This is a genomic window from Bacillus sp. DHT2 (genome assembly GCF_026241455.1).
GTDB lineage: Bacteria > Bacillota > Bacilli > Bacillales > Bacillaceae_G > Bacillus_A > Bacillus_A pseudomycoides.
Genome location: NZ_JAPHWH010000011.1, coordinates 32,590 through 59,445, shown reverse-complemented (window position 1 = coordinate 59,445; position 26,856 = coordinate 32,590). Strand labels below are relative to the sequence as shown.

The following is a 26,856-nucleotide window of genomic DNA, read 5'->3' as shown; positions in this document are numbered from 1 at the left end:
GCGAACAAACGATTGGAAAAGAACTAAAATCCGAATATACTTAAAATCATTTTACGACGTTTCGGTTTTTCTTCTCGTTCATATGTTGGCGTGATATCAGGTGTGATGTAAATTGGTTCTTTTTTCTCAAGAGCAGCTTCTAATTTTTGAATTCTATCCATCATTTCTTCCATTTCTCTGCGATGTTGTAGCAATTGGTAATTGACGACATCATCTGCTTTATCTTGCATTTTTTCCTCTATACGATTTAAACGGTGTGTAATTGTATTTAATTGTGTAACAAATTGTTCAAAATCAGTTGATGGTTCTACTTGTGAAATTATAGCGGGAGATAAGGTTTGTTCTATATGAGAACGATGATATTCTAACATTTTATCTAAGTTGTCTTGAGTGAAAATGAAATGACCGTACTTGTTTTTTTCTATATTGAGATTCAATTGTTGTGCAATTCGAACCACTGCCTTTGGGCTAACACCTAACTTTTTCGCAATAATGGGTGTTTTATATTCCAAGGTAAATCCCTCCTATATATATCCTGTTGAATTATTTCGAGGTATTAAGCTTCTTCCCTGCATGGGTGACAAAAGAAGTGAGGAATCGGCAAAGAAAGTGTTTTTTCACGAGAATTAGTTTTTGAGCATATAGATTCTTCTAAAAAGAGAGAAAAATGTCTGTTTTTTTTCAATTATTCTAGTTTGACTGAAAGAAGATATTTAGATTATCATAAATATAAATATCCTCTTTATGTATGCATATAATGTATAAAAAGGTGATGGCGAATGTAGAAACTTGTAAGATGATAAGAAAAGTCTTTTTCGCTTGAATAAATTAATTAGGAGGTGGCTTCCTTGCTTACAGCGTAAGTAAGGAAACGTATTTGGACATATATAGTATAAGTATGGTGATTGTTTTAATTGCCTTAACTGCATTTTTCGTTGCGGCCGAGTTTGCAATTGTGAAAGTAAGAAGTTCACGCATCGATTTTTTAATTGCAGAGGGAAATAAACGTGCAATTCCTGTGAAAACAGTCATTACAAACTTAGACGAGTATTTATCAGCTTGTCAATTAGGAATTACAGTTACAGCTCTTGGACTCGGATGGTTAGGAAAGCCAGCAATAAAGCACATGTTTGATTCGCTTTTCGCAAGATGGGAGGTGCCTCCCCAGGTTGCTGATATTTTGGCTGTGATTCTAGTGTTTATGTTCATTACTTTTTTCCATGTTGTTGTGGGAGAATTATCACCAAAAACATTGGCGATTCAAAAGGCAGAACAAGTGAGTTTACTCGTTGCTAAACCGCTTATTTTCTTTTATCGAATTACTTTTCCGTTTATATGGCTTTTAAATGGATCTGCTCGATATGTAACAAGAATGTTTGGTTTACAAACTGCGAAAGAGCACGAGGAAGTTCATTCGGAAGAAGAATTACGGTTGTTAGTGTCAGAAAGTTATAAAAACGGTGAAATTAATCAATCTGAATTTAAATATGTAAATAAAATCTTTGAATTTGACGATCGTATTGCAAAAGAAATTATGGTCCCACGGACAGAGATGAACATTTTAGATAAAGATACTTCTGTTAAAGAAGCATTGCAGAAAATGTCCAATGAGAAATATACAAGATACCCAGTTGTTGATGGGGATAAGGATCATGTTATCGGTTTTGTAAACTTTAAAGATATTTTCACAGATTTTGTGAAACATGGTGCCTTTAGCAAAGAAACGGTGCAGCAGTATATTCGTCCCATTATACTTGTCATTGAATCGATTGCAATTCATGATTTGTTTTTAAAAATGCAACGAGAGCGTACACATATCGCTATATTAATTGATGAATATGGTGGAACAGCAGGTCTTGTAACAGTTGAAGATATATTAGAAGAAATTGTTGGCGATATTCAAGATGAATTTGATATAGATGAAAAACCAGAAATCCAACATATAAGTGAAACAAAGACAATTTTAGAAGGAAAAGTATTTGTTAGCGAAGTAAATGTATTGTTAGGTTTATCTATTGATGATGATGATATTGATACAATTGGTGGATGGATTTTAACAAAGCACCTAGAAATTACAGAAGGTGATATTGTTGAAATTGAAGATTATAATTTTTGCGTTAAGGAATTGGATGGCCACTATATCAAGCAAATAGAAGTGACAAAGCGAGCAGCTCCCATTTTAATTTCAGAAACTGAAAAACCAATAACATTACAAGAACAAGTAAGCTCGTAAACTCTGCATTTAGCAGAGTTTTTTTAGTAGGGAAAATATTTTTTTATGTAATGGGACAATGTTACAATAAAATAAGTCAGACATTTAGCGAAAGCAATGCATGGAATGGATGAACTAGAATTAGATAAATACAAATTAAAAGACTGACATAAAACCTAATTTTTAGGTGGGAGAGAGCATCCGGCGGTCAGACCCTTTTTCTGCTCCATGTCGAGTGAAAACAAATGCAGCCCCCCCATTTTGTTATTCATAGCCGCGGCTTATATGTCAAAAAATCAAAATGGATTTATATGGGCAGTTTCATGATTAAAGACATTTCAACTTTTCGAGTAGATCACATGCCATATGCGGTGTCAAAGAAAGTGGTACAGGTCGTGAAGGAATTAAATATGCGATTGAAGAAATGACAGAGATGAAACTAATCTTTATAAAAAAATAAATACAAATAAAAGGTACACTTATTATCTAAGTAAGTGTACCTTTTATTTATCTCGCTATTTGCGTGCAGTAAGACCCCCATCTCAAGATTCAGAGAGGAACAAGGAAGAGAAGTGGGGGATAACTGCCCGTAAAAGACCGATTGGTAATGGAAGTGTCACATCATCGTGTATTATTTCATCTCTTGTTTAAAAATCGTATCTTCAACATAAACTCGTTCTTTATCTACCGCTGTGTTATGCGCAAGAACTAAACCAATTGGTGTTTGTGTACCTTTATTTTGGACGATTGTAAAAGGTACATTTTTTTCGTTTGCTAATTTAATGTATTTTGATAAATGTGGGTAAGAGATGCTGCCGTTTACATATAGTTGTAATGATTGAGAAGTGCGCATGCTATTAGCTACTTCTGTGTAAACATTGCTTTGCATCACTTGACCGATTGTTAAAGCGATTTCCACACGCTCACGCAATGTGCCTAAGTACATATTGCGTTCTTCTGGTTTGTTTTGCTTTTGGCCATGAATGCCTTCTTGGAGATAATCTTCCACATTTTTATTTACCATATTTTTCACACCTTTCATATCTTATTGTACGCAAGAAATGAAAAGGATGCAAAAAAAGACATTTCAAATACCATATTTAAATTAACTTTATCAACAGAAATTAACAAAATGTGACAACAATCTCTTAACGAAACTCGTTTTTTGTGTTAATATTCAAAATATATAGGGTATTCGTCGCATGGAAATGGAGGGAATGGGGGTTTTTCCAATCGATAAGGATATTAAAGAAGTATTTTGTTCGCACTTGAAAAACAACAGGCACCAATTCGTAGAGAACTGGAAAAACAAAATGATAATTTCCGAAAAAGATCCATTTAAGCAAGAAGTAGCTCAGAATGGAGAGAATTTATTAGAGTTAATCATTGAACTTATTATGGAAAATAAGGATGTAGCTCATCTACAGCCGTTATGTGAAAAAATTGCAATTGAGCGAGCAGGGGCGGACGTTAATATTGGAGATTTTGTCTATAACGCGAATGTAGGAAGAAATGAACTATTTGAAGCAATGTGCGAATTAGATGTTAAAGCTCGTGAATTAAAACCAATTATGACAAAAATACATACTTGTTTTGACAAATTAATTTATTATACGGTTTTAAAATATTCGGAAATTATATCGAGAAATTTAGAAGAAAAACAGCAATATATAAATGAAACACATAAAGAAAGATTGACGATTTTAGGACAAATGTCGGCTAGTTTTGTTCACGAGTTTCGAAATCCATTAACCTCCATTATGGGGTTTGTGAAATTATTGAAATTAGATCATCCGAATTTATCATATTTAGATATTATTTCACATGAATTGGACCAATTAAACTTTCGTATTTCGCAATTTTTACTTGTTTCAAAAAAAGAAATGTGGAATGAGTCTGAACGATTTTGGCTAAATGATTTGTTTCATGATATTATTCATTTCTTATATCCAAGTCTAGTTAATGCAAATGTTTCAATTGAAAAGATTTTACCGTATCCTATCTCATTTGTAGGATACCGTAGTGAAGTAAGACAAGTTTTTCTAAATATTTTAATGAACTCAATCGATGCTCTCGAAGTGATTAAAGAAGATCGTAAAATTATTATCGATACATGTGAAGAGGAAGAAAGGATTCATATTGTTATTAAAAATAATGGACCGATGATTCCGGCAGAAAGTATTGAAACGATTTTTGAACCATTTGTCACGACTAAGAAATTAGGAACTGGCATCGGTTTGTTTGTATGTAAACAAATTGTTGAAAAGCATAATGGATCGATTACGTGTCGCTCTGATTCAGAATGGACAGAATTTCATATTTCATTTCAAAAATAAAGAGAAAAAAGTCTACACCAAGAGGATGGTGTAGATTTTTTAATTTGTAAGAACCACGGCTTCTAATTTTGGGGATTGATTAGAATAGCCTACTAATGCAAATGTGTAAATTGTATTTGGTTCTACTTTTACATCAGGGATGGTTACAAGTATCTTTTTTGTATCGGCAAGAGAAATTTCAATATCAGCTGTTCCAGGGCTTACCTGTAAATAATCTGTTACTTGTTTAAATAAGACATTTTCGAATAAATAGTCGCCACCTTTTATGGATACATGAACAGCAGGGGTATCAGAGGAAAAATGTAAAAATCTTATTTTTGCTTGACCAGATTGCAAAGGAGTATTATCAAGCATTGGTTGCAACTGTAGATGTGTATCGGTACTAATTGCTGCCAGTGTATAAGAGTGGTTACCCATCATGGGAACAAGTGCTGAAAAAATAGGTGTTTCATTACCGACTGGAACGATATCAACCCGGTACTGCCCTTGAGTTAAGGACAAATAAGGACTGTGTTGTTTAAAAGAAATGTTTTTTACTACCTTCTGTCCGTTAACTAAAAAATCAATAGCTGGTGTATGAGGGGATGCGTGGAATATTCTCATATAGGATGGCAATGTAGCTTCTTGAGAGCCGCGTTTTTCATACACATGTACAAGTTTGGTAATCGCACTATGATATTTCATATATAATTCCATATATTTTTTGGGATTTGTATATTGATAGTAACGGGCAAGTTGTTCATACAGGGCTGCTTCTTGTCCATATTTTTCAATTTCAGATTGAGCCATGTAAAATTCCTCCTTTGTCATCACTATAACTATATGCATCTCGGAAAAGGGCTTATGCAAAAAATGCTTCAAAATATAAATAGGATAATAGATAGTTTATCCCGCATTAACGAGCAGTAAGACCCCCACCTCAAGATTCAGGGAGAAACAAGGTAGGTAGGGGTAGGGGATCAACTGCCCGTAAAAGCCCGATTGGTGAGGGCTAATAATCAGTGGGGGATGAAGAAAACCCCCACTGATTAAAGTTTCACTGTATTTAATGCCACAAATTTTATACATATACAAGTTGCTCGATCTGGTGCAAACTATAAAATCGTTAGCGGAGTTATGGAGTTTTTAATTTATAGGCAAACGCACATACAAAGTGGGAGTTGTCCTACATAATTTATTAAGGGAATTTAATTTTTAAGTAGCGGAGGGAGTGGAGCAAATCATGTGGGGTTACGGATATCCTAGTAGTTATTGCGGATATGGTTATGGCGGCGGAGGGTGCGGTACAGGTTCTGGATTTGCGTTGATCGTTGTATTGTTTATTTTACTAATTATCATCGGGGCATGTTGGGTTCGTTAATAACTGATAAAGAGCGTCATGCTGAACTGGTTAATATAGTTAATCGGTTCTTTCTTTTTTATTTTAATGTAAACTCGTATTTAAAATATCAGTTGGAACATGAGGTCTTGCGATATTTTAACACAAAAGAACAAATGAAGAAGTTGCAGTGGGATAAACTAATGATGGTAAAGGTTATCCAGAAACTGTGAAATTAATTGTTAAATATGTACTTGAAAATTTGAAATTACATTGAATGGAAGCATGTGTAAGGTTACATAAGGTTGTATCTATAGAGGATTAGAAAAATTAGATTTTCATAAAGTGAAATTTCAATCAGCGGTGGGGCTTCATCTCCCACCTAATTTCTTTGCTTTTGTTGCATGTTGGGGTGGGGCCTTACTGCTCGCGAATAGCCAAAAAATGTTAATGAAAATGAAAAATAAGAGGAGCGTCAGGTGGTAGCAATAAAAAACGAAAAGGATTAAATATAATACTTGTAAAAAAATAAAATATCAAAAAGAAGCTTCCTGACCTTTCTTAGGTAAATAGTACAGAAAGATCAGGAAGAAAAATGGTTTATACCTTAATCAAGTATGTCTATTCATTACGTATACGTTGTTCTGTATCAATATCGAAAAAGTGCGCTTTAGTTAAACTAAAAGCTAACGGAAGTTTATCGGTAGCTTTAATTTCTGAACGAGCGTTGATTCGTGCAACAAAGTTTTGACTCGCAAGTTTTCCATGAATCATCGTTTCAGCACCTAATAATTCAGCGACCTCAACTGTAATTTCGACAGTTGATTTAGGAGAAGATTGAAGAACAATTAGTTCATCATGAATGTCTTCAGGACGAATACCGAGTATGATTTCTTTTCCATTATATCCTTTTTTCTTTAATGCTTTTAGTTGGCCATCTGGTACTTTGAAACGAATATTTTCTATATGAAAATAGTTATCTTGTAATGTTCCGGTAAAGAAATTCATAGCTGGAGAACCAATGAATCCGCCAACAAAAATGTTTTCAGGAGCATCGTATACTTCTTTTGGCGTACCAACTTGCTGGATGACACCATCTTTCATAACAACAAGGCGTGATGCCATTGTCATTGCTTCTGTTTGATCATGTGTCACATATATAGTGGTCGTGTTTAAACGGCGATGAAGCTTAGAGATTTCAGAGCGCATACTTACGCGCAATTTTGCGTCTAAATTGGATAGAGGCTCGTCCATTAAAAATACTTTTGCGTCACGAACGATAGCTCTTCCTAGCGCAACACGTTGGCGTTGTCCACCTGATAATGCCTTTGGTTTTCGTTTTAAGTAATCTTCAAGTCCTAAGATTTTCGCAGCCTCTGTTACGCGGCGGTTAATTTCATCTTTTGGAAGTTTGCGTAGTTTCAAGCCAAACGCCATATTATCATAAACAGACATATGTGGGTATAGTGCATAATTTTGAAATACCATCGCAATGTCGCGATCTTTTGGAGCGACATCATTCATACGTTCTCCATCAATATAAAATGAACCATCAGAAATGTCTTCTAGACCCGCAATCATACGTAGAGTTGTTGATTTTCCACATCCAGAAGGACCGACAAATACGATAAACTCTTTATCTTCAATATGTAAATTAAAATCAGAAACAGCAGTCGTTTTATTATCATAAACTTTAAAAATATGATCTAATACGAGTTCTGCCACAATTACTCACTCCTTATTCTTTGAATTAATTGAATTATAAGATTTTTTTGCAGGTAGGTAAATTGGCAGATTGCACAAAAAAATGAGAGGTCTTTATGCAAGTTTACGAGATATCTAAAGAAAGGAATGCCATGTAAACTGCTACAGCGCCTTCAAATGTTTTGATATTAATTCCTGTTTTTTCAATGAATCTATCAATTCGATACTGCAAGGTATTACGATGCAAATATAAATGTTTCGCTGCAAGTGATACATTTAAATTACATTGGAAGAATACTTTAACACTATCGATTAGTTCTTTGTCATTTGAAATGTGTGCTAACAATTGATTTGTATATTTTTCTCTTTCTTCTTTTGGTAATGAGATCATTAATTGGTAAGGGAGTAGGTGTTCAATGTGTATAATCTTTTTTGATAAATAGGGAGAAAGAAAAGAAAATAATGCTCGTTCCCATTGATACAAACGAGAAATTCCATTTGTTTCGGTATAGTGTCTGCCAATAAAAAAGGATAGAGATATAAAAAAATCTGTTTCTAATGTATCAAGGGCTGTTTGTAATATAGATTTCGATATATCTTCTTCTAAGATGAGAACGCCGGCTTGAGAAGTCTCCCATATCGTTGTAGTGGCGAAAGAAAACAGGGACTGTAAAGCATCTTGAAATTCTTCTCTTTCTACTATAGAGTGATTTGTGAAAAAATGTAAAAAACGAACAGATACGATAGGAATATCCTTATTTTGATATAACGCTTCATACCAAGATTTTTCTTTTTCTGTTTCATAAAATGTATCAGTATGAATGGGCGTTAAGATTGATGAAAGTAATTGACGTTCCCTTTGGTGTAAGCGAGATTTGCGAATCCCTACTTTGTTTCCTTCAACTAAAAACCAGCTATACTCCCCAGACAATACTGTTTCATTAACCGTTATATCTTTACCGTAATATGTTTTTAATTGTTGAATCATAGGAACACTCCTTTTCTTTTTCTGAGATAAAGTGAAACTTTCATTTAGCCAGACCAATTGATTTTTTTGTGGGCAATTATCCCGCGCACCTATCTTTCTCATTTGTACGGACTTTAAGGTAGGGAGAATTTTATTAGTAATTAACCTTCATCGATCAGATTTTTACGGGAAGAATCAATTTGATAAAAATAATCTTTCTCTTGCAGGCAATTCCATTCATGGTTTTTATTTCGCAATAAATAGAATTATATTGTTAAGCTATGAATAAAAATGTTCGGAAAATTTTATAAAAAATTCAGAAAATGTATTACGAAAGAAAAAGTTGTAATGGTATACTTCATAACAACTGGTAATGACAACATGATATCATGATTTAATTTATTATTTATATAATCAATATATCATGGAAAAGAATGTAGTTACGGTGGAAAAGGATGTTACGAATGATATGCATCGACTTCTGCACTTATTCGCCAATATAAAGAAGCATCTCGATTACCAATGATGCTGGTGTGTATGGAGCTTGTTATTTAGGGTTGAATCGCTGGGAGAGTTAGATAGATTAAGGTGCTATGTAAGAGGAGAAACCTCGTACAGAGGATTAGCACATTTGTTTTTTCTCAGTAAAAAATATTTTGTAAAATGCAATAAAAGCATGTTTTTTAATAGGAATAAGTAGATGTCGAAAATTTAAAAAATAAATTATATGAAAGAAACCTCCTATGATTGAGTAATCATAGGAGGTTTCTTTTTGAAGGATTTGTCTAAATTTGTTGAAAAATATGACAGATAAACAAAATAAATAGGAAGGAAATTGACGGGAGTTTCGTCGAAGTTTACACAATGCCAGCAATTGAGCGAAGCTGATGGTATGGTGAAAAAATAATTAGGTAGTATGTTTTTTAGGCTTATTTTTTATAGGGGGGGAGGATTTTTTTAAGAGGGGTAAAGGATTTGGTCTTTTATTATATTTCTGAATGTTTATTTTTATTTTGATTTTTAGCACTCATTTGTATATTTTATAATAGTTTTTTGATAAATTCACTGCGTTTGCAGAGGGTTCTTTTTTATGAAAGAAACGTCAATTTTCTTCATATATATATACAAATTGGAGAAATGGGGGAGCGCTATGCGCGATTACTTAATTAAGCCACTTGTTGGTCAGCCGTATCCAATGATTTCACATGGAAAAGGTGTGTATTTGTATGATCAAAATGGTAATAAATATTTTGATGGTTCGTCAGGAGCGATTACGGCAGGTATCGGACATGGCGTAACGGAGATTGCGGAAGTGATTAAAAAGCAGGCAGAGGAGATTGCTTTTGTGTACCGCTCACAGTTTACGAGTGAGCCAGCTGAGAAGTTAGCAAAGAAGTTAAGTGATTTAAGTGTAGGAGATTTGAACTGGAGTTTCTTTGTGAATAGTGGTACAGAAGCGAATGAAACGGCTATGAAAATTGCGATTCAACATTTTCAAGAGCGCGGTATTCAAGGGAAACATAAAATTTTATCACGTTGGATGAGTTATCACGGTATTACGATGGGAGCTTTATCAATGTCAGGGCATCCACTTCGTCGCCAGCGATTTGTATCTATTTTAGAAGATTATCCAACTGTTCCAGCGCCGTATTGTTTCCGTTGTCCGGTGCAGAAAGTATATCCAACGTGTCAGCTTTCTTGTGCAACGGAATTAGAACGAGCAATTGAACGAATTGGTGCAGAACATATTGCAGCTTTTATAGCTGAACCGATTATTGGGGCGGCAGGCGGTGCGGTTGTACCACCGAAAGAATATTATAAAGTAATTAAAGATATTTGCAGCCATTATGATATTTTATTTATTGCTGATGAGGTGATGACAGGCCTTGGGCGTACAGGTGCATGGTTTGCGATGGAACATTGGGGCGTGGAGCCAGACATCATGACGTTAGGAAAGGGTCTAGGTGCTGGTTATACACCGATGGCCGCGACGGTTGTGAGTGACCGTGTGATGGAACCGATTTTACGAGGGTCGCGATCAGTTATGAGTGGGCATACGCTAAGTGCTAACCCGTTATCAGCCGCGACAGCTTTAGCGGTTATTGAATATATGGAGAAACATAACTTACCTGAAAAAACAGCTGAAAAAGGAGAATATTTAATAAAAGGATTGCAGAAAGTTCAGCAGCAATCGACAATTATTGCCGATGTGCGCGGAAAAGGACTCCTGATCGGAGTAGAATTGCAATCGTTTACAAAAGCGTCTGAGCTCATTTCAGTCGCGGCGAAAAACGGACTTCTTTTATATCAAGCTGTTTCAGGGCAAGCAGGAAAAGAGGATAGTGCGCTGCTTGTTGCACCGCCGATGACAACTACATATTCTGAGTTAGATGAGTTACTTGAGATTTTTGCGAAAAGTGTGGAAGAGATGATGCAAAAAGGAGGGCACAGTATCGTATGACAACCATTACAAATACATTTGGTAAATTAAAAGAAATTGAAGAGATTATGTCATTGTTTCATGATGATATGACGTTAATGTTTGGAGGGTTTGGCGGAATTGGATCCCCTCCATCATTAATACAGGCTATTGCACAAAAAGGAATTACAAATTTACATTTAATCGGAAATGATACGGGATTTCCAGATGTAGGAATTGGCCGCCTTGTAACAAATGAGCGAGTGAAATCATTAATTACTTCTCATATTGGTTCAAATCCAAATGCAGGAAGACAGTTAAATGAAGGACGATTACGGATTGAGTTTTCGCCTCAGGGAACGCTAGCAGAGCGAATTCGTGCAGGTGGAATGGGATTAGGCGGAATTCTTGTCGATGTTGGTGTGGATACGATTGTAGAGGAAGGAAAACGAACAGTCGAAATGAACGGAAAAACATATTTAGTGGAAACGGCTTTAACTGCAGAGGTATCGATTGTATATGCGAAGAAGGCGGATCCGTTTGGCAATCTTGTGTTTGATAAAAGTGCTCGCAATATGAATCCACACGTTGCGATGGCTGGAGATATTACAATTGTTGAGGCAGAAGAAATCGTACCGCTTGGAAGTTTAGATCCTGAGGAAATTGTTGTTCCAGGTGTTTTTGTAAATTATATTGTGCCGTCGGAAGGAGTGAATTGGAAATGGGTATGGGAGTAGAAGTACGAGATAAGATAGCAAGGCGTGCTGCGAAAGAAATTCAAAATGGAATGATTGTAAATTTAGGGATTGGTATCCCTTCTCTTGTACCTAACCATTTGCCTGAAGATATACATGTTATGTTCCAGGCGGAAAATGGAATCGTTGGAATGGGCCCGACGCCAAGTAAAGGAAGCGAAGATGAAAACTTGTGTAATGCGGCTGGATTGCCGACGTCACTCATTACAGGAGCAAGTTATTTTGACAGTTGTACGGCATTTGGAATGATTCGAAAAGGGTTGCTTGATGTAACAATACTTGGTTCACTACAAGTAAGTGAAAAAGGTGATTTAGCAAATTGGATTGTTCCCGGGAAACGTGTTCCTGGTATTGGCGGAGCGATGGATTTAGCGCAAAAAGCAAAGCGGGTCGTTGTTGTGATGAATCACGTTGATAAGTATGGAAATGCAAAAATTGTTTCAGAATGTACGCTTCCATTAACGTCGAAAAGGTGCGTGGATTTAATTATTACAGATATGGCTGTAATGGAAGTTACTTCTGAAGGTTTAATACTCCAAGAGTTAATGAGCCCTTATACAGTAGAGGATGTAAAACGAAATACGGAGGCATCTTTTCATGTGAGTTTTAATTTACTTGTGATTGAATGAGAGGAGCTAACAAATATGGAGCAATTAAAAAAACAAGTGTGTGATTATATTGAAAGTCATGAAGGAGAAAGTGTAAAGCTCTTAAAACGATTAATTCAAGAAAAAAGTGTATCTGGAGATGAGAGCGGCGCGCAAGCAATTGTCATTGAAAAACTACGTGAATTAGGTTTAGATCTCGATATTTGGGAGCCTTCTTTTACAAAAATGAAAGATCATCCTTATTTTGTATCTCCAAGAACGAATTTTTCAGATAGCCCAAATATTGTTGCGACGTTAAAAGGAAGCGGCGATGGAAAATCAATGATTTTAAATGGACATATCGATGTTGTACCAGAAGGTGATGTGAATCAGTGGGAACACCATCCATATAGTGGTGAAAAAGTAGGGAATCGCATATATGGTCGTGGAACAACCGATATGAAGGGCGGCAATGTGGCGCTTATGCTGGCAATCGAAGCGATTGTAGAACTGGGTATTGAATTAAAAGGAGATATTTATTTTCAAAGTGTAATAGAAGAGGAGAGCGGTGGAGCAGGTACTTTAGCAGCAATTTTACGAGGGTATAAGGCAGATGGGGTTATCATTCCAGAACCAACAAATATGAAGTTTTTCCCGAAACAACAAGGTTCGATGTGGTTTCGCTTGCATGTGAAAGGAAAAGCAGCACATGGCGGGACTCGTTATGAAGGAGTAAGTGCAATTGAAAAGAGCGTGTTTGTTGTTGAACATTTGAGACAATTAGAACAGAAAAGAAATGAACGGATTACAGACCCGTTATATAAAGAAATTCCAATCCCTGTTCCAATCAATGTTGGGAAAATTGAAGGTGGTAGCTGGCCAAGCTCCGTACCAGATTCGTTGATTTTAGAAGGAAGATGTGGAGTTGCGCCGAATGAGACTATGGAGGCGGTAAAAGAAGAATTTGAAAATTGGATAGGGCAATTAAAGAATGTAGATCCATGGTTCGAAGAATATCCAGTAGAGGTAGAATGGTTTGGGGCAAGGTGGGTCCCAGGTGAATTAGATGAGGAGCATGCGCTCATTACAACGCTTCAAGATAATTTTGCTCAAATTGAAGGAAGAAGTCCAATTATAGAAGCATCACCATGGGGCACAGATGGTGGTTTATTTACACAAATCGCAGAAATCCCAACCATTATATTCGGACCAGGAGAGACAAAGGTAGCCCACTATCCAAATGAATACATTGAAGTGGATAAAATGATTGTCGCAGCAAAAGTTATTGCATGTACATTACTAGACTGGTGTGAGGTGAAAAAATGAACTATTATGAATCATTCAGAGAACAGACAAACTACTATACTGTAGAAGGAGTGCTAGATTATTTTAATAAACGTATTCGGGTAGATCATTATACAGGAAATGTAGAAAGTCTTATGCGAAAAATAGAAGAGTTAGCAGAGAAGCATTCTTTCACCAAATGCATTATAAAAGGAAAGGGAGAGCATGTTTCGGCGTGGCTCTCTTTTGGCTTTTTATTAGAAGCGACGATTCCACATTATTTTCAAGGACATGATGCATACTTTTTCGTAAAATATCGTGATGATGAAAGACGAAATAGTATCCAGTGGATTGATGAGGACCGCATTATAGATGGTGTGAGAGAAAAGGAAGTAAAGGAGAAACAAGTTCCAGAAAAATTTGTACTACGAAAAGCGACAGAGGCAGACGCAGAAGAATTGGCAAGTGTATTTGGAAAAGTGTTTGAAATTTATCCGACACCGTTAAATGAAGCAGACTATATTGTTCAGACGATGAAAGAAGATACGATTTATTATGTGTATGAATCAGAGGAGCGTATTATTAGTACTGCTTCAGCAGAAATGAATGTGAAAGAAGGTAACGCAGAATTAACGAATTGTGCAACTTTACCTGAATATCGAAAGCATGGATTTATGAAAAGTTTACTCATTAAGTTAGAAGAAGAACTACAAGAGAGAGCAATCTTTTGTTCTTACACAATCGCACGTTCACTTTCGTTTGGTATGAATGCAGCTTTTCATCAGCTAGGATATACATACACAGGAAGGCTAGCAAATAATTGTTATATTTTTGATAAATTAGAAGATATGAATGTATGGGTAAAAGATTTATCCCGCATGAATGGGTAGTAAAATCTTTACTTGAAAGTTTAGAATACCGGATTGCTGTGGGCTAATAATCAGTGGGGGATGAAGCCCCCCGCTGATTAGAGTTGCACTTTATTACTTGTTGGCGGGAAAGTAATGATATGAAATAAATAGAAAAGTAGAACGGAATCGTAATGCTTATAATCGCGCACAGGGGTGCCGGAAATTCGGCATATAAATTGCTGAATTTTTAGCAAGAGGGGGGAATGACATTGCTGGCAGTTTCGACACAAGAAGTCATTGAAGCGATTTTGGGCAGTATTGATGAAGCGATTCATGCTGTGGATGAGAATGGTATTACAATTTTTTATAATACTGTTGCTGCAAAACATGACGGATCAAAGATTGAGAATGTATTGGGTAAGCATTTATTAGAAGCATTCCCATCTCTATCAAGGGAAACGAGTACACTTATGAAAGTTTTAAATACAAAAAAGCCGATTTTACATCAAGTGCAGCGTTATCAAAATTTAAATGGTGAAGATGTTTGTACTGTAAATACCACATTACCTATTTTTATAGAAGGTGAAATTGCAGGTGCTGTTGAAATCGCAAAAGATTACTCGACGATTCAAAAATTAACGGATACAATTGTTGATTTACAATCGAAAATGAAACGATCCTCTAGGAAGAAGATAACAAAAAAACACGTTGCTTTTAATACAATTGTGACGAATGATTCCCGCTTTAAACAAACAAAAGATTTGGCGCAAAAGGTAGCTCCAACAAATGCAAACGTTTTAATATACGGGGAAACAGGAACAGGAAAGGAACTATTTGTACAAGCGATTCATGAGGCTTCCAACCGTAAAAACAAACCGTTTATTGCCCAGAATTGTGCAGCTCTTCCAGAGTCCTTACTAGAAAGTCTATTATTTGGGACAACTAAAGGGAGTTATACTGGAGCTATTGAACGTGCGGGGCTATTTGAACTTGCAGATGGAGGGACATTATTTTTAGATGAATTAAATTCGATGCCCCTTGATCTGCAGGCGAAAATGCTACGTGCATTAGAAGATGGAGTAATTCGTCGCATCGGTGATAGTAAGACGAGAAAAGTAGATGTTCGCGTGATTACGGCGATGAATCAACCTCCAGAAGTATGTTTACGTGAAAATAAAATTCGTACCGATTTATATTATCGTTTAAATGTATTTTCTCTATATATTCCACCGCTTCGTGAACGAAAAGAAGATGTATTATTGTTAGCATCCTACTTTTTAAGAGACTATAACAAAGAATATAAAAAACAGGTGCTCCATATTGATAATGGGACGAAAGAAAGGTTGCTAGCATATCATTGGCCTGGAAATGTAAGAGAGTTAAAACACACGATTGAACACGCTGTAATTATTGCAGAAGGAGGTTCATTAACAGTTAGTTGTTTACCACGAACATTTCGAAAAGAAGTAGATTCAAAGAAACAGAAGAAATCTATTCTTCCATTACGTGAGGCACTTCACCAAACAGAGAAAGAATTAATTAATCAAGCGCTAATGGAAACGGACGGGAATATTTTGCAAGCTGCTAAATTATTAGGTATTCCAAGACAAACATTGCAGTATAAATTAAATAAGTATGACAAAACCGCCGAATAATCGGCGGTTTTTGTGTGTTTGCACCAAAAAAAGAGCGTTTACATATACAGAAAGTAACGAATATTGTATTGAGTAGAGCGCCATTTAAAATAAGAAAAATATTTTTTCTCATATATAATAGGGTATCTTTCGTCATCACTTCTTGAAAATGTGGAGTTGGCATAATTATTGCTTATATAAATGGCGAGCGTAAAAAAAGGGGGAATAGCAATGTTACATGATGTATACAAACCAAATCGTCACTGGAAAGATATCGAATTATGGAAAGATGTTACAGAAGAGCAATGGAATGATTGGGTTTGGCAATTAACGAATACGATCAAAACGTTAGATGATTTAAAGAAAGTGATTAATTTGACACCAGAAGAAGAAGAAGGTGTTAAAATTTCAACAAAAACGATTCCGTTAAATATTACACCGTACTATGCTTCTCTTATGAATCCTGATGATCCACGCTGTCCGATTCGGATGCAATCTGTACCAATTTCGGAAGAATTATATAAAACAAAGTATGATTTAGAAGATCCGCTTCATGAAGATGAGGATTCACCAGTTCCAGGTTTAACACATCGTTATCCAGACCGCGTGTTATTTTTAGTAACAAATCAATGTTCTATGTACTGTCGTTACTGTACACGTCGTCGTTTTAGTGGACAAATTGGAATGGGTGTTCCGAAAAAACAATTAGATGATGCAATTGCTTATATTCGTGAAACGCCACAAGTACGAGATGTTTTAATTTCTGGTGGGGATGGTCTTCTTATTAATGATAAAATCTTAGAATACGTATTAAAAAATTTACGCGCAATTCCGCATGTGGAAATTATTCGTATCGGAACGAGAGCGCCAGTTGTATTCCCGCAACGTATTACAGAAAATCTATGTAATATTATTAAAAAATATCACCCAGTATGGTTAAATACACACTTTAACACTTCTATTGAAATTACAGAAGAATCAAAACTAGCATGTGAAATGCTTGCAAATGCAGGTGTTCCAATTGGAAACCAAGCGGTTATTTTAGCAGGTATTAATGATAGCGTTCCGATTATGAAAAAACTGATGCACGATTTAGTAAAAATTCGTGTTCGTCCGTATTACATTTATCAATGTGATTTATCAGAAGGTATCGGTCATTTCCGCGCTCCGGTTTCAAAAGGATTAGAAATTATTGAAGGGTTACGTGGACATACGTCTGGTTATGCGGTCCCAACGTTCGTTGTAGATGCACCAGGAGGCGGCGGGAAAATTGCTCTTCAGCCAAATTATTTAATTTCACAAAGCGCAGATAAAGTTGTTCTTCGTAACTTTGAAGGTGTTATTACAACATATCCAGAACCAGAAAACTATGTACCAGGAAGAGCGGAAGGTTACTTTAAAGAGATTTATCCAACATATGAAGAGAAACGTTCGGATATTGGTGTAGCAGGATTGATGAGTGATAAGAAATTTAATCTTGTTCCGGATGATTTACAACGTATGAATCGTCGGAAAGATTATGAAACAAATGAAACACATTCTTCTTTAAAAGATAAACGAGATAAGCGTGATCAGTTAAAAGATAAAAAGTATCAAGCCCAAATGTCGAAATTAGAAGATGGCAAAAAAGCTGAGGGTGACGCAGTATGAATTGTATGTGGTGTGACAGTACAGAAGCAAGAGAAAGTCTGAATACTGTATATTGGGAATTGCCAGATGGTACAAAAGCCATTGAAATTCAAAAGACACCATGTATTTCGTGTTCATCATGTGGAATGGACTATCAGGCTGATCATGTTGTAAAAGAAATAGAAGATCAGTTGTTTTTAATTTATACAAAAGATTTACCAAAACAATTGACATATGAAGAATTAATGGAACGTCCACGTCTCCTAAAAAGAAATTATTTCGACTTTTAACCAGCGATTATGCTGGTTTTTTTCTTTTTACCCTTGTATAATGTATCCAAGTTAGAAAGGTAGGGAATATTTTTGAAAAAGTCATTTTATCACTATATGATGAAGTATCGTGCGTCTTTAATCAGAAATGAAATATCAGATTTAGCTGAAGCTATGTACGATGATTTAAGTTTTCCGAAGCAATCAGAAGATTACGATGAAATTAGTTCATATTTAGAATTAAGTGGATTACTAGGCAGTATGTCTATTTTTGATGAGGCGTGGGAGCTATACATACAAGAAAGATAACGATTAAACATATACAAATATATCTGTATTGGTGTACATCACTCTATAAAAAGTGATGTATTTTTTTATTGAAAAATTTTTTGAATATAAGCTGATGTGATAAGCGTTTTTCTGCCGTTTGCATATACTGGTATCAAAATCACGACTTTAAAAAGGAGAGATATAAATGGCAAGAAAAAAACAACCTAAATATAATGTAGGAGATATAGTCGTGATTACGCTATATGGAACTGTTGGCAAAATTACAAATGTTAATTTTCTATTTTTATTCGAATTATAATGTGTTATCATTCCTAGTACATAATCTAAGAGGTGAAGAACATGGGGTTAGCTGCAATTTATTTACGCTTATCCAGAAACGAAGAACAACTAGACATAGATGAAATCTTATCTAGTCATAGAAATGCTCTAACGAAACTTGCAAAACAGCAGAAGTTAACTTACGACATGTATCAAGAAATTTCAAGTGGAGTCAATACCGACAGACCTCAATTGAATTTGCTATTAAGTAGGTTAGATGATTATGATGCTCTCCTTGTAATGGATATTGACAGAATTTCTCGTGACAACGCTCATGCTGAAGAAATTAAAAAGATGCTCATTATTCATGACATCAAAATTTTGACTCCTCAAGGTGCAATTGATTTGTCACAGGAAAGCAATGAGATGCTTTTCTCATTCCAAGCAATGATGGCAAACTTTGAATATAAACAAATTCGTAAACGTTTGGGAAGAGGACGATTAGCAGCAGCAGAACAAGGGAAATGGACGATGTCAAATCGAGTTCCTTTAGGATATAAGAAGAACGAAGAGAAGAGATTAGAGATAGTTGAAGATGAAGCTAAAATCATTCGTTTTATCTTTCAAAAGACATTAGAACGAGTCAGTGCTAACGAAATTGCAAAACAGTTAGATACTTTAGGGTGGAGAAGCAGAAATGGTAAAATTCTCACATCAGCACATATTAGTCAAGTCAGAAGGAACGTCGTTTATTATGGAGTTGTTCAAGCATGTAGGAAAGTAAATGGAAGAGTTGTTGATGAAGTATTTGTTGAGAAAGCACATGAAGCAATTATTCCTAAGCATCAATGGTTAGAAGTTCAGAAGATATTGGAAGAAAACACGAATGGAAACTTCTTTAACAAGTTAAAGGCTAAGAGAAGGCTTCAGAACTTAATTTACTGTAATTGTTGTAGAAGAAAAAGATACATCCAATGCGATGGAAATGGAGTAGACTTTATCAAATCTTGTTCTTACAAAATTGATAATAATGTATGTCAAGATCGTGGTCATAAGTATCTTCCAGTAGAACAATTCATTATACAGAAAGTAAAAGACAGAAGACCAGATTTTGAACTAGCATTAAAGAAGTTGAAATCATTAGATACAACAGATGAAGAGGAAAAATTAGGAACTCAACGTATTTCATTAGTAAGACAACTGGAGAAGTTCAATAGGCGAGGGCGCAATCTCAAGGAAATGCGTATGGATGGCGAAATAAGTAAAACTGAATTTTATGAAATGCGTGATGAAAATGAAGCTCAAATTAAATCTATTCAACAGCAAATGGATTTAATCGATATTCAATTAGAAAACTTATCGAACACTGATGAAGAACAGCAAAGACTAGAGCATACAATTAAAATGCTGGATAAGTTAGATGAACTTGAGCCTGAAGCATGCAACACATTCCTCAAGACATTTATCAAGAAGATACATTTCTCATCAAACACAATAGCGAATCATGATACTACAAGGCCAAGAGAAAAAGCTACAGTGAAAATTGAATGGTTATAAAGCGAAAGGGGAGCTAAGGCTCTCTTTTTTTATTGAACAATTAAAATAGCATTCAGAAGCCATACGTTAACTCAGATTGAACTTTAAGTACCTAGTTAATAGTTGCTAAGTACTAACTCTTTAGAAGTCAATCTGAAGCCTAAAACTTGGTAAATATAGTTATTTTAGTCTGCTAAGGTTGGTTATAAAGGCTGGCATGAAAACAAATGAAATTAAACTTTTTAAAATTTTTTTCGAAATTCGCTTTACAAGAACATACGTTCTGATATAAAGGTATCGTAAAAACAAAAAATTGGAGGTAATTATTATGACAGATATTCAAAAAGAAAGATTCAACGCAAGAAATATTACAAAAGCAGACTTTGAACGAGCAGACAGAATTATTCGTGAGAGAGACTACAACTATGAAGTAGACCTAAGTGTATTATATCAATTACGTTCATTTATTAATACAGATGTTCGAAATGCAGCCGATAAAAAGCAAGCCTTCTACGAAGCAATGAAGCGAAATGATACAAGAGTAATACAACGACCAAAAGACGATTGCCCTATTCATATTGGTGGTCAGCCAATATATGCGTACTTAGCGGTATTAAGGAAAATCAAATCTTTAGGCGGTACCGAATTTGATAAATACTGGATTGACGATCGAGCCTAATGCTCGGTCTTTTATTTTTTAGGCTCTGTTAAAGTAGATTGTTGATTTTCTTATTTTTCTAAACGGCAGAATAGTTGAACAAAGAATGATATAATTGATTAATAATTCTAGGGGATGGTAGATCAAATGACTAAAAAGGTACAAAATTTTAAATCGCTAGATTCTTTAAAATCAGTTGAGAAGGTGATTAAAGAAGCAGAGCTAGCATTAAAGGATAAAAATCGATTAATAATCAATAGTTCGATACGTGGAGTTCTGGGAGCAGCACTTGGTTCAGTTGTCGGCGGAGGAATTTCTTTTACCGCAATATATTATCGAGGCGAAGTCGGGGTAAGTGGCCCAGGAATTATGACGGGACTTACATCTTTAGGTCGTTTGGTAGGTGGAGGTGCACTAGAGGGTATTTTTGTGGCAGCCGTACCTGTAGCAGCAGGTGCAGTATTAGGCTATGCAGCTTTAAATCGTCAAAAGAATAAAAAATATCAAGAAGCATCAAGAAAACTTGATTCAATTCAAGATCAATTAGAAAGAGAAGTAGACTCACCGAAAGAGAGGATCGAGTATTTGAATAGTTTAATAATATTGCTATCCCGAGCCGTTGAAGAACTAAAAGAAGATTTAGCAACTGCAACGAAACCTAGCTTTAGTTGAATAAGAGTTCCTCAAGGTTGTCTAATTAGATAGCCTCTTTTTTAGTTCAAAAATCAACATTTTAATTTAACAGAGCTATTTTTTTTAAAAGAATAATAAAATCAATATTTTATTAAGCAATACAAAAGGGCCTGGGGCTGGAGGCCCTTTTGTAACTTTAACAAAATACCTATTAGATTAACCTTAATAAAAAGTGATTCTATTCTTAAGATGTCTTTAATTTCCTTTAAGAAATTCTTCGAATATAAGATACAAATCCTCTTGAAATGAAAAAATGTAATTAAAATTCGAGAAATTCTGTTTATTAATTACATGGATCGGGGTCAGTACCAGGGTGAAGTATGTTAATTCCACATTTAACTTTAAAAGGTCCAAAAGATTCAGTGGTAGTCGGAACACAGTTCTCTACTCTTACAGGAGGAGAGTCATTATATGTTGGATCCGAAGTGTCGTTAGGATGACAATACCCAATTACATGCATCATTTCGTGAAATACTGTCCTTGTAAGCTCATCATGATTATCAGTATTTAAATGATCAATTGCAAAGTTAATATAATTGCCATGAATCCCCGCTTCAGCAAGAAAATCAGGATTTCCAGGCACTTCATTGTGATACATTATCCCATTTAAATACCTATCCATTAGTTTTAGTTTATCTCCTTCTGTAATAACATTACATGTATTTAAATCTATAATAGAACAAACACGATTATGGGCTCTTCTTACGGGTGCTTGATGAACGGAGTTAGAAAAATTGTATTGAAAATTAGTTAAATGGTTAAGTCTCCATTCAGGGATAGGTTTTCGGAAAAAATACTCTTTTTTAAATAGGAAAAGTCGATGATAACCATCATAATAGTTACAATCTATAAATCCTCCTTCGTATTGGTTTTTATCAACATATGTATCTATGCTAACCAATGCTTGTACTAACAATCCCCAATGATTAATAGCATGTGGAAGTGGAATATCTATAGCTCCTTTTGGAACACGTTTTACTTCTACGGCCTCAGGACGTAGCAACATAACGGCAGCCTCTGAACCTTCGAACTCATGAATTGGAAAGGCTGTAACAAACTTTTTGCCGTGATGGATGATTTCTGATTCCCCAATACGTTGATGAAGAAAAATCATTGCAAAATCGTTTTGGTGTATATCAGAATACGTAATTATCGTTCCGGCTGTGTCTCTAACAAAAATAAGGTCAAAAGTATTATCTGTCTTAAATTTTAGAACTGGAAAAGCTCCTATGGCATCAGGTTCGTTTCCGTCAACAAATCGATGAGCTCTCCTAAAAATAGTATCCAGATCATGCTCCTGCCAAACTCTGGTCATTCGACTTTCTCCTTTCTAGTTTATTTGGCTTTATTTTCCCCAATAAATAGCGAAATATCCTGTAATATGTTTTCTGCTTTTTAGGAGAGCCCTTACATATAATAAATTTTTCATAAAATAAACAAATATTTCTTTAATTAACCTGCGCTTTAAAAAAATAAGAAATAAAATTCTCATTTTATTTTAAAAATTGTGTTTGAAATACCCTTCAGAGAATTCAAATCTGAAGCGTTCAAAAAAAGTTTGTCAAAAGTGTCCAGAAAGTGGATTGGAATTATATTTATTTATAGAGAGGTAAAAAAAGTTTGTTTAGTTTCGTTACAAAATACTAACTTATATATATTAATTATAAAGAGAGCTCTTCGAGGGTTCTTATTTTTTTACCTTTATATATCATAAATGACATGAGGAGAATTAATATGAAACAAGATAATATTCGTTCGTTTACATTTGAAAGAGAAGTACTTCAAGAGTTTATTGACTACTGCAAAGACAAGCATATTAATCGTTCAGCAGTAGTAAATCAACTTGTTAAAGATTGGTTGAAAGAACAAAACATTGAGAAAATCGATATTAATAGTTTTGATGAACTGTACTAAGAGTGGCGAAAGCTGCTCTTTTTAATTTTGTTCAAAGGAGGAACCTGAATGGAAAAGTTTGCTCTTAAAACATTAGAAATTGAATTTAAGTTATTCGTTGGATTGTTCGTAGTGGTAACAATCAATTTAATAAAAAGTCTGATCAGTTGATTTACGTTTTACAAAAGGCAGATACAAATATTTTACGAGGGAGAATACTCAAATGGAGGAACTACAAATGAAAACAAATGTTAGGTTCGAAAGATATGACAAATTGAAAGCAGATTTTACTCAAGTATCAAATGGTGTTTTTGAATTACTTAAAGGAAAAGCAACAGCTTATATGGTTTACAGCTATTTATGTCATAGATACAACACAACAAAAAATTGCGCATTTCCTTCCATTAAGACAATTCAACAAGACTTAGGAATTGGAAGTAATAAAACGGTTGTTACAGCTATCGAGCAACTTGAAGAAAAGAAATTAGTTAAAGTCCTTAGAAAGAAAGAATCAGCTAATAAAAACGAAGTTAATAAATATGTTGTATACTTTCCGGTTGTTATTAATGCTCTTACTGCATCCTTTTTAATGTATCTTTTTACGATCCGATCTAAAAATTTTCTTTTTCCATTGAGTTCTTCCTCTTCTTTGAAAATTTAAATTAGATTGGGTCGTAAAGAGATTCATTAGGCAGCCTTGAGCAAGCTGCACACCACCATCGGAACTGACTGAGTTCCTCTAAATCCAAGCTTAGTGTTGCTTGGAACTAAGGCGTACCTTCAGGTACGTCTTTTTTATTTTTGTACTTAATTGATTTTGAAATCAAATCATAGAAAGGAAGATACGATGGCAAAGTTTTGGTTCGGTAAACCTTCAAATGAAGATACTTTTACAGCAGCTTCTGTTTTTGTGAGTCGGCCTATTCCGGTTATCAAAGAACAAGATGCTTTGAAAATTCCAACTGTAAAGTCAGCAGTCGAATTAATCAGTAACTCAATTGCACAGTTACCAATCTATCTTTATGAAGAAGATGAAACCGATAATTCTATTGAAAAACTATCAGACAAACGAATTCATACTTTGAACTGTGAAGCAAACAACAATGATACTGCTCAGGTTCTAAAGAAGAAGATTGTTGCTGATTACTTACTTTATGGAACAGCATATCTGTACAAAGATGAGCTTGGTAAACTTCATCATCTCAAGACTAGAGATATCCAAGAAGAAGAATTTACTGAAGATGGAATTACAATCGCCAAGACAGAGTACGTGTATAACGGCCCAATCAAGACTGTGACTCTAGAAGCGGATGAAGTAATCGTAATTGATTCTGGTACGAACGGATTACTAGTTGATTCAGGTCAAATGTTTTCTGTTGCTTTAGAACAATTGAATTATCAAAATGCCTTGATGCAAAACTCAGCTACACCAGTAGGTATTTTGAAAGCAACCTCTCGATTAACTGAACCGGCGATCAATCGATTAAGAAGCGCATGGCAAAGCTTATATTCTGGAACTAAAAATGCTGGTCGAACAGTAATTCTTGAAGAAGGAATGAGCTTTGAAAAACTTTCAATGAATCCTCAAGAACTAATGTTGAATGAAAGTAATAAACATCTAGTTTCTGAGATTGCTAGAGTTTTCAGTATTCCTGAAAGCATGTTGAACAGTGCTGCTAACAAGTATGCAAGTAACGAAGCGAATTCGATCCAGTTCTTACAAGGAACTTTGGCTCCAATTCTTACTTCAATTGAATCAGCATTCGATAAAAAATTGTTGACTCAATCCGAAAAAGACTCAGGTTGCTACTTTAGATTCGATACTTCAGAAATTCTTCGTTCAACTGAGGCTGAGAAGATTAAAGCTGTGTCAGAAGGTTTGAAGTCTGGTATTTTTTCCTTCAATCAAGCAGCTCACAAACTAGATCTACCAAAAGTAGAAAAAGACTATCATTTACTTTCAATTGGACATGTCATGAAATATGAAGATGGCAGTCTAGAGTATTTAAATCTAGGCGAGCAAAGTAAAGAAGGAGGAAAATCATCGAATGAAGATGGAACTAAGAACGACGAACCACGAGCTATTGAAATCTAATGGTGAACTGGTTGTTGAAGGTTATGTAAATAAGCCCGGTAGCTTAAGTCAACTTCTTGGAACAGCTAAAAGGTTCAAAGAAAAAATTGAACCGGGAGCCTTCAAGAGAGCAATTGAAAAACGAACAAGAGAGATCGAATTCTTAGCTGAACACGATCAAAAATTAGTCCTTGCTTCTACTCGAAACGGTTCATTGGAACTACGAGAAGATGAGCAAGGTCTTTTTATGTCTGCAAAAATTTCTCCAACAAGCTACGGTCAAGATTACTTTACTTTGATTTCCGATGGATTGATTCAATCAATGTCATTTGGATTCAGAGCTATCAAGGATTCTTGGAAAAGAGAAAACGGAATTAACATCCGAACAGTTCATGAGTTGGAACTATTTGAAGTATCAGCAGTGAAAGAACCCGCTTATCTTCAGTCAGTAATTTCTGCTCGTAGAATCAATTTAATTGAAGATTTAGACGTTCCAGAATTGGAACAACAAAATTTAGAAGAAGAAAGAGGAATGGATAATATGAAAAAAATCGAAAAACGTACAAGCACTGAATTTGCTGATTTCTTAAAAGATGGCGAAACTCGTGATCTACAAACAACTGCAAATGGTACTTCAGTAATTCCTGAGAATGTTGCTGAACTGGTTATTAAGAAAATGCAAGAAACATCTCCTGTGTTTGCACAAGCTCGTAAATTCCCAATGAACAACGGTTCTTTAAAAGTTCCTTATGAAACTACTAATGCAGTAGCAACATTCGTTGGAGAAGGCTCAAACTTAGAAGAACAATCTTTAGGATTGAATCACGTAACTCTTAAGCAAAAGCGTGTAGGTGCTGCAACTCGTTTAACTAAGCAACTAATTAATGAGATGGCAATCGATACTGAAGCTTATGTTGCTGATCGTTTAGCTCGTGGTTTAGCTAAAGAAGTTGAGAAAGCGATCCTTGTAAACGGTGGCGGAGCTGATGCAGACAACTTCTCTGGTTCTATCAAACATGCAGCAGGTATTGTTGAAGTTGATTTAGGAGCAGGTATTGATACTGCAATTTCAATGGATACTCTTGTTGATATGTACAATTCACTTCACCCAGATTTCTTAGATGGTTCAGAGTTTATTATGTCTCGTCCTTTCTTCAACAAAGTTGCTAAGTTGAAAGATGCTAACGAGCAATACTACCTACAAAACGGTATCGTAAACGGTAAAGTAACTTATACATTACTTGGTGCACCAGTTCGAGTTTCTGATGCTATGGAAGCCGGCAGTGCTGTTGATGAGCATCCAGTATTCTTCGGTAACATGAGTGAAGCATATGCAATCGGTCTTCGTGGAGAACAATCTATCCAACGTATTTCTGGTGATACTACTCAAGCATTAGCTGGTACTGTATTGATCGTTGGAGATATGTATCTTGATGGAACTGTTGTAAATGCACAAGCAATTGTTCGTGGTAAGGTAACTGCTTAATC

General features: G+C 35.2%; 25 protein-coding genes and 1 pseudogene. 20 read left to right on the top strand and 6 right to left on the bottom strand.

Annotation, left to right across the window (positions count from 1 at the left end):
• Positions 1-23: 23 nt before the first annotated feature.
• Positions 24-512 (bottom strand): hypothetical protein, encoded by a 489-nt coding sequence (locus tag ORL93_RS22220; RefSeq protein ID WP_003197459.1) that lies wholly within the window; start codon positions 510-512, stop codon positions 24-26.
• A 386-nt stretch (positions 513-898) separates the two neighbouring features.
• Between ORL93_RS22220 and ORL93_RS22215 the strand changes: the two genes are divergently transcribed.
• Positions 899-2,233 (top strand): hemolysin family protein, encoded by a 1,335-nt coding sequence (locus ORL93_RS22215; RefSeq protein WP_040119527.1) that lies wholly within the window; start codon positions 899-901, stop codon positions 2,231-2,233.
• A 290-nt stretch (positions 2,234-2,523) separates the two neighbouring features.
• Positions 2,524-2,672 (top strand): annotated as a pseudogene (locus ORL93_RS22210) (aldehyde dehydrogenase family protein); the annotation flags it as partial.
• A gap of 171 nt (positions 2,673-2,843) precedes the next feature.
• Here ORL93_RS22210 and ORL93_RS22205 read toward each other — a convergent pair.
• Positions 2,844-3,236: a YueI family protein gene (locus tag ORL93_RS22205; protein ID WP_040119528.1), complete on the bottom strand. Its 393-nt coding sequence runs from the start codon at positions 3,234-3,236 to the stop codon at positions 2,844-2,846.
• 178 nt (positions 3,237-3,414) lie between these two features.
• Here ORL93_RS22205 and ORL93_RS22200 point away from each other — a divergent pair, with 178 nt between their 5' ends.
• Entirely contained in the window at positions 3,415-4,548 is a 1,134-nt protein-coding gene (locus ORL93_RS22200; protein WP_003197467.1) for a BA2291 family sporulation histidine kinase, read from the top strand.
• A 39-nt stretch (positions 4,549-4,587) separates the two neighbouring features.
• Here the strand turns inward: ORL93_RS22200 and ORL93_RS22195 are convergent, their stop codons facing one another.
• The gene (locus ORL93_RS22195) at positions 4,588-5,337 is read right to left on the bottom strand and encodes a DUF4397 domain-containing protein (RefSeq protein WP_041488423.1); all 750 of its coding nucleotides are present in this window, start codon (positions 5,335-5,337) and stop codon (positions 4,588-4,590) included.
• A gap of 433 nt (positions 5,338-5,770) precedes the next feature.
• Between ORL93_RS22195 and ORL93_RS22190 the strand changes: the two genes are divergently transcribed.
• Entirely contained in the window at positions 5,771-5,908 is a 138-nt protein-coding gene (locus ORL93_RS22190) for a YjcZ family sporulation protein (protein ID WP_003207130.1), read from the top strand.
• A 579-nt stretch (positions 5,909-6,487) separates the two neighbouring features.
• Here the strand turns inward: ORL93_RS22190 and ORL93_RS22185 are convergent.
• Together ORL93_RS22185 and ORL93_RS22180 are read right to left on the bottom strand one after the other, a co-directional pair.
• Positions 6,488-7,591, bottom strand: a complete 1,104-nt coding sequence (locus ORL93_RS22185) for an ABC transporter ATP-binding protein (RefSeq protein ID WP_265959518.1) — start codon at positions 7,589-7,591, stop codon at positions 6,488-6,490.
• Positions 7,592-7,694: 103 nt separating this feature from the next.
• Positions 7,695-8,558: a PucR family transcriptional regulator gene (locus ORL93_RS22180; RefSeq protein ID WP_097794982.1), complete on the bottom strand. Its 864-nt coding sequence runs from the start codon at positions 8,556-8,558 to the stop codon at positions 7,695-7,697.
• A gap of 1,129 nt (positions 8,559-9,687) precedes the next feature.
• Between ORL93_RS22180 and ORL93_RS22175 the strand changes: the two genes are divergently transcribed.
• The 12 genes from ORL93_RS22175 to ORL93_RS22120 all read left to right on the top strand — a co-directional run bounded on the left by ORL93_RS22175 (position 9,688) and on the right by ORL93_RS22120 (position 21,380).
• A complete protein-coding gene (locus ORL93_RS22175) occupies positions 9,688-10,998 on the top strand; it encodes an aspartate aminotransferase family protein (protein ID WP_018782161.1) in 1,311 nt (436 codons plus the stop codon).
• Positions 10,995-11,693, top strand: a complete 699-nt coding sequence (atoD, locus tag ORL93_RS22170) for an acetate CoA-transferase subunit alpha (RefSeq protein WP_040119531.1) — start codon at positions 10,995-10,997, stop codon at positions 11,691-11,693. Before ORL93_RS22175 ends, atoD begins: the two co-directional genes overlap by 4 nt.
• Positions 11,678-12,340: a CoA transferase subunit B gene (locus ORL93_RS22165; RefSeq protein ID WP_265959517.1), complete on the top strand. Its 663-nt coding sequence runs from the start codon at positions 11,678-11,680 to the stop codon at positions 12,338-12,340. The genes atoD and ORL93_RS22165 overlap by 16 nt, the downstream gene beginning before the upstream one ends.
• A gap of 15 nt (positions 12,341-12,355) precedes the next feature.
• Positions 12,356-13,624, top strand: a complete 1,269-nt coding sequence (locus ORL93_RS22160) for a peptidase (RefSeq protein ID WP_098019226.1) — start codon at positions 12,356-12,358, stop codon at positions 13,622-13,624.
• On the top strand, positions 13,621-14,472 hold the full coding sequence (gene ablB / locus ORL93_RS22155; protein ID WP_018782163.1) for a putative beta-lysine N-acetyltransferase: 852 nt from the start codon (positions 13,621-13,623) through the stop codon (positions 14,470-14,472). Before ORL93_RS22160 ends, ablB begins: the two co-directional genes overlap by 4 nt.
• Positions 14,473-14,696: 224 nt before the next feature.
• Positions 14,697-16,088 (top strand): sigma-54 interaction domain-containing protein, encoded by a 1,392-nt coding sequence (locus ORL93_RS22150; protein ID WP_003197487.1) that lies wholly within the window; start codon positions 14,697-14,699, stop codon positions 16,086-16,088.
• A 210-nt stretch (positions 16,089-16,298) separates the two neighbouring features.
• Positions 16,299-17,717, top strand: a complete 1,419-nt coding sequence (kamA, locus tag ORL93_RS22145; RefSeq protein WP_018766384.1) for a lysine 2,3-aminomutase — start codon at positions 16,299-16,301, stop codon at positions 17,715-17,717.
• A complete protein-coding gene (locus ORL93_RS22140; RefSeq protein WP_018766383.1) occupies positions 17,714-17,986 on the top strand; it encodes a YokU family protein in 273 nt (90 codons plus the stop codon). The genes kamA and ORL93_RS22140 overlap by 4 nt, the downstream gene beginning before the upstream one ends.
• Before the next feature lie 72 nt (positions 17,987-18,058).
• A complete protein-coding gene (locus ORL93_RS22135; RefSeq protein WP_018766382.1) occupies positions 18,059-18,274 on the top strand; it encodes a YozE family protein in 216 nt (71 codons plus the stop codon).
• A 321-nt stretch (positions 18,275-18,595) separates the two neighbouring features.
• On the top strand, positions 18,596-20,071 hold the full coding sequence (locus tag ORL93_RS22130; protein WP_265959512.1) for a recombinase family protein: 1,476 nt from the start codon (positions 18,596-18,598) through the stop codon (positions 20,069-20,071).
• Between the two features lie 292 nt (positions 20,072-20,363).
• A complete protein-coding gene (locus tag ORL93_RS22125; RefSeq protein ID WP_265959510.1) occupies positions 20,364-20,729 on the top strand; it encodes a hypothetical protein in 366 nt (121 codons plus the stop codon).
• A gap of 126 nt (positions 20,730-20,855) precedes the next feature.
• The gene (locus ORL93_RS22120; RefSeq protein ID WP_265959508.1) at positions 20,856-21,380 is read left to right on the top strand and encodes a hypothetical protein; all 525 of its coding nucleotides are present in this window, start codon (positions 20,856-20,858) and stop codon (positions 21,378-21,380) included.
• 304 nt (positions 21,381-21,684) lie between these two features.
• Here the strand turns inward: ORL93_RS22120 and ORL93_RS22115 are convergent, their stop codons facing one another.
• The gene (locus ORL93_RS22115; RefSeq protein WP_265959506.1) at positions 21,685-22,716 is read right to left on the bottom strand and encodes a hypothetical protein; all 1,032 of its coding nucleotides are present in this window, start codon (positions 22,714-22,716) and stop codon (positions 21,685-21,687) included.
• A 419-nt stretch (positions 22,717-23,135) separates the two neighbouring features.
• On the opposite strand from ORL93_RS22115, the gene ORL93_RS22110 reads away from it, so the two are divergent.
• The 4 genes from ORL93_RS22110 to ORL93_RS22095 all read left to right on the top strand — a co-directional run bounded on the left by ORL93_RS22110 (position 23,136) and on the right by ORL93_RS22095 (position 26,854).
• Positions 23,136-23,315, top strand: coding sequence for a hypothetical protein (locus ORL93_RS22110; protein WP_265959504.1), 180 nt, complete (start codon positions 23,136-23,138; stop codon positions 23,313-23,315).
• Positions 23,316-23,517: 202 nt separating this feature from the next.
• Positions 23,518-23,955 carry a helix-turn-helix domain-containing protein gene (locus tag ORL93_RS22105; protein WP_265959503.1) on the top strand — a complete coding sequence of 146 codons (438 nt, stop codon included), beginning with the start codon at positions 23,518-23,520 and terminating at the stop codon, positions 23,953-23,955.
• Between the two features lie 186 nt (positions 23,956-24,141).
• A complete protein-coding gene (locus tag ORL93_RS22100; RefSeq protein WP_265959502.1) occupies positions 24,142-25,389 on the top strand; it encodes a phage portal protein in 1,248 nt (415 codons plus the stop codon).
• Entirely contained in the window at positions 25,343-26,854 is a 1,512-nt protein-coding gene (locus tag ORL93_RS22095) for a phage major capsid protein (protein WP_265959501.1), read from the top strand. Before ORL93_RS22100 ends, ORL93_RS22095 begins: the two co-directional genes overlap by 47 nt.
• Positions 26,855-26,856: the final 2 nt, after the last annotated feature.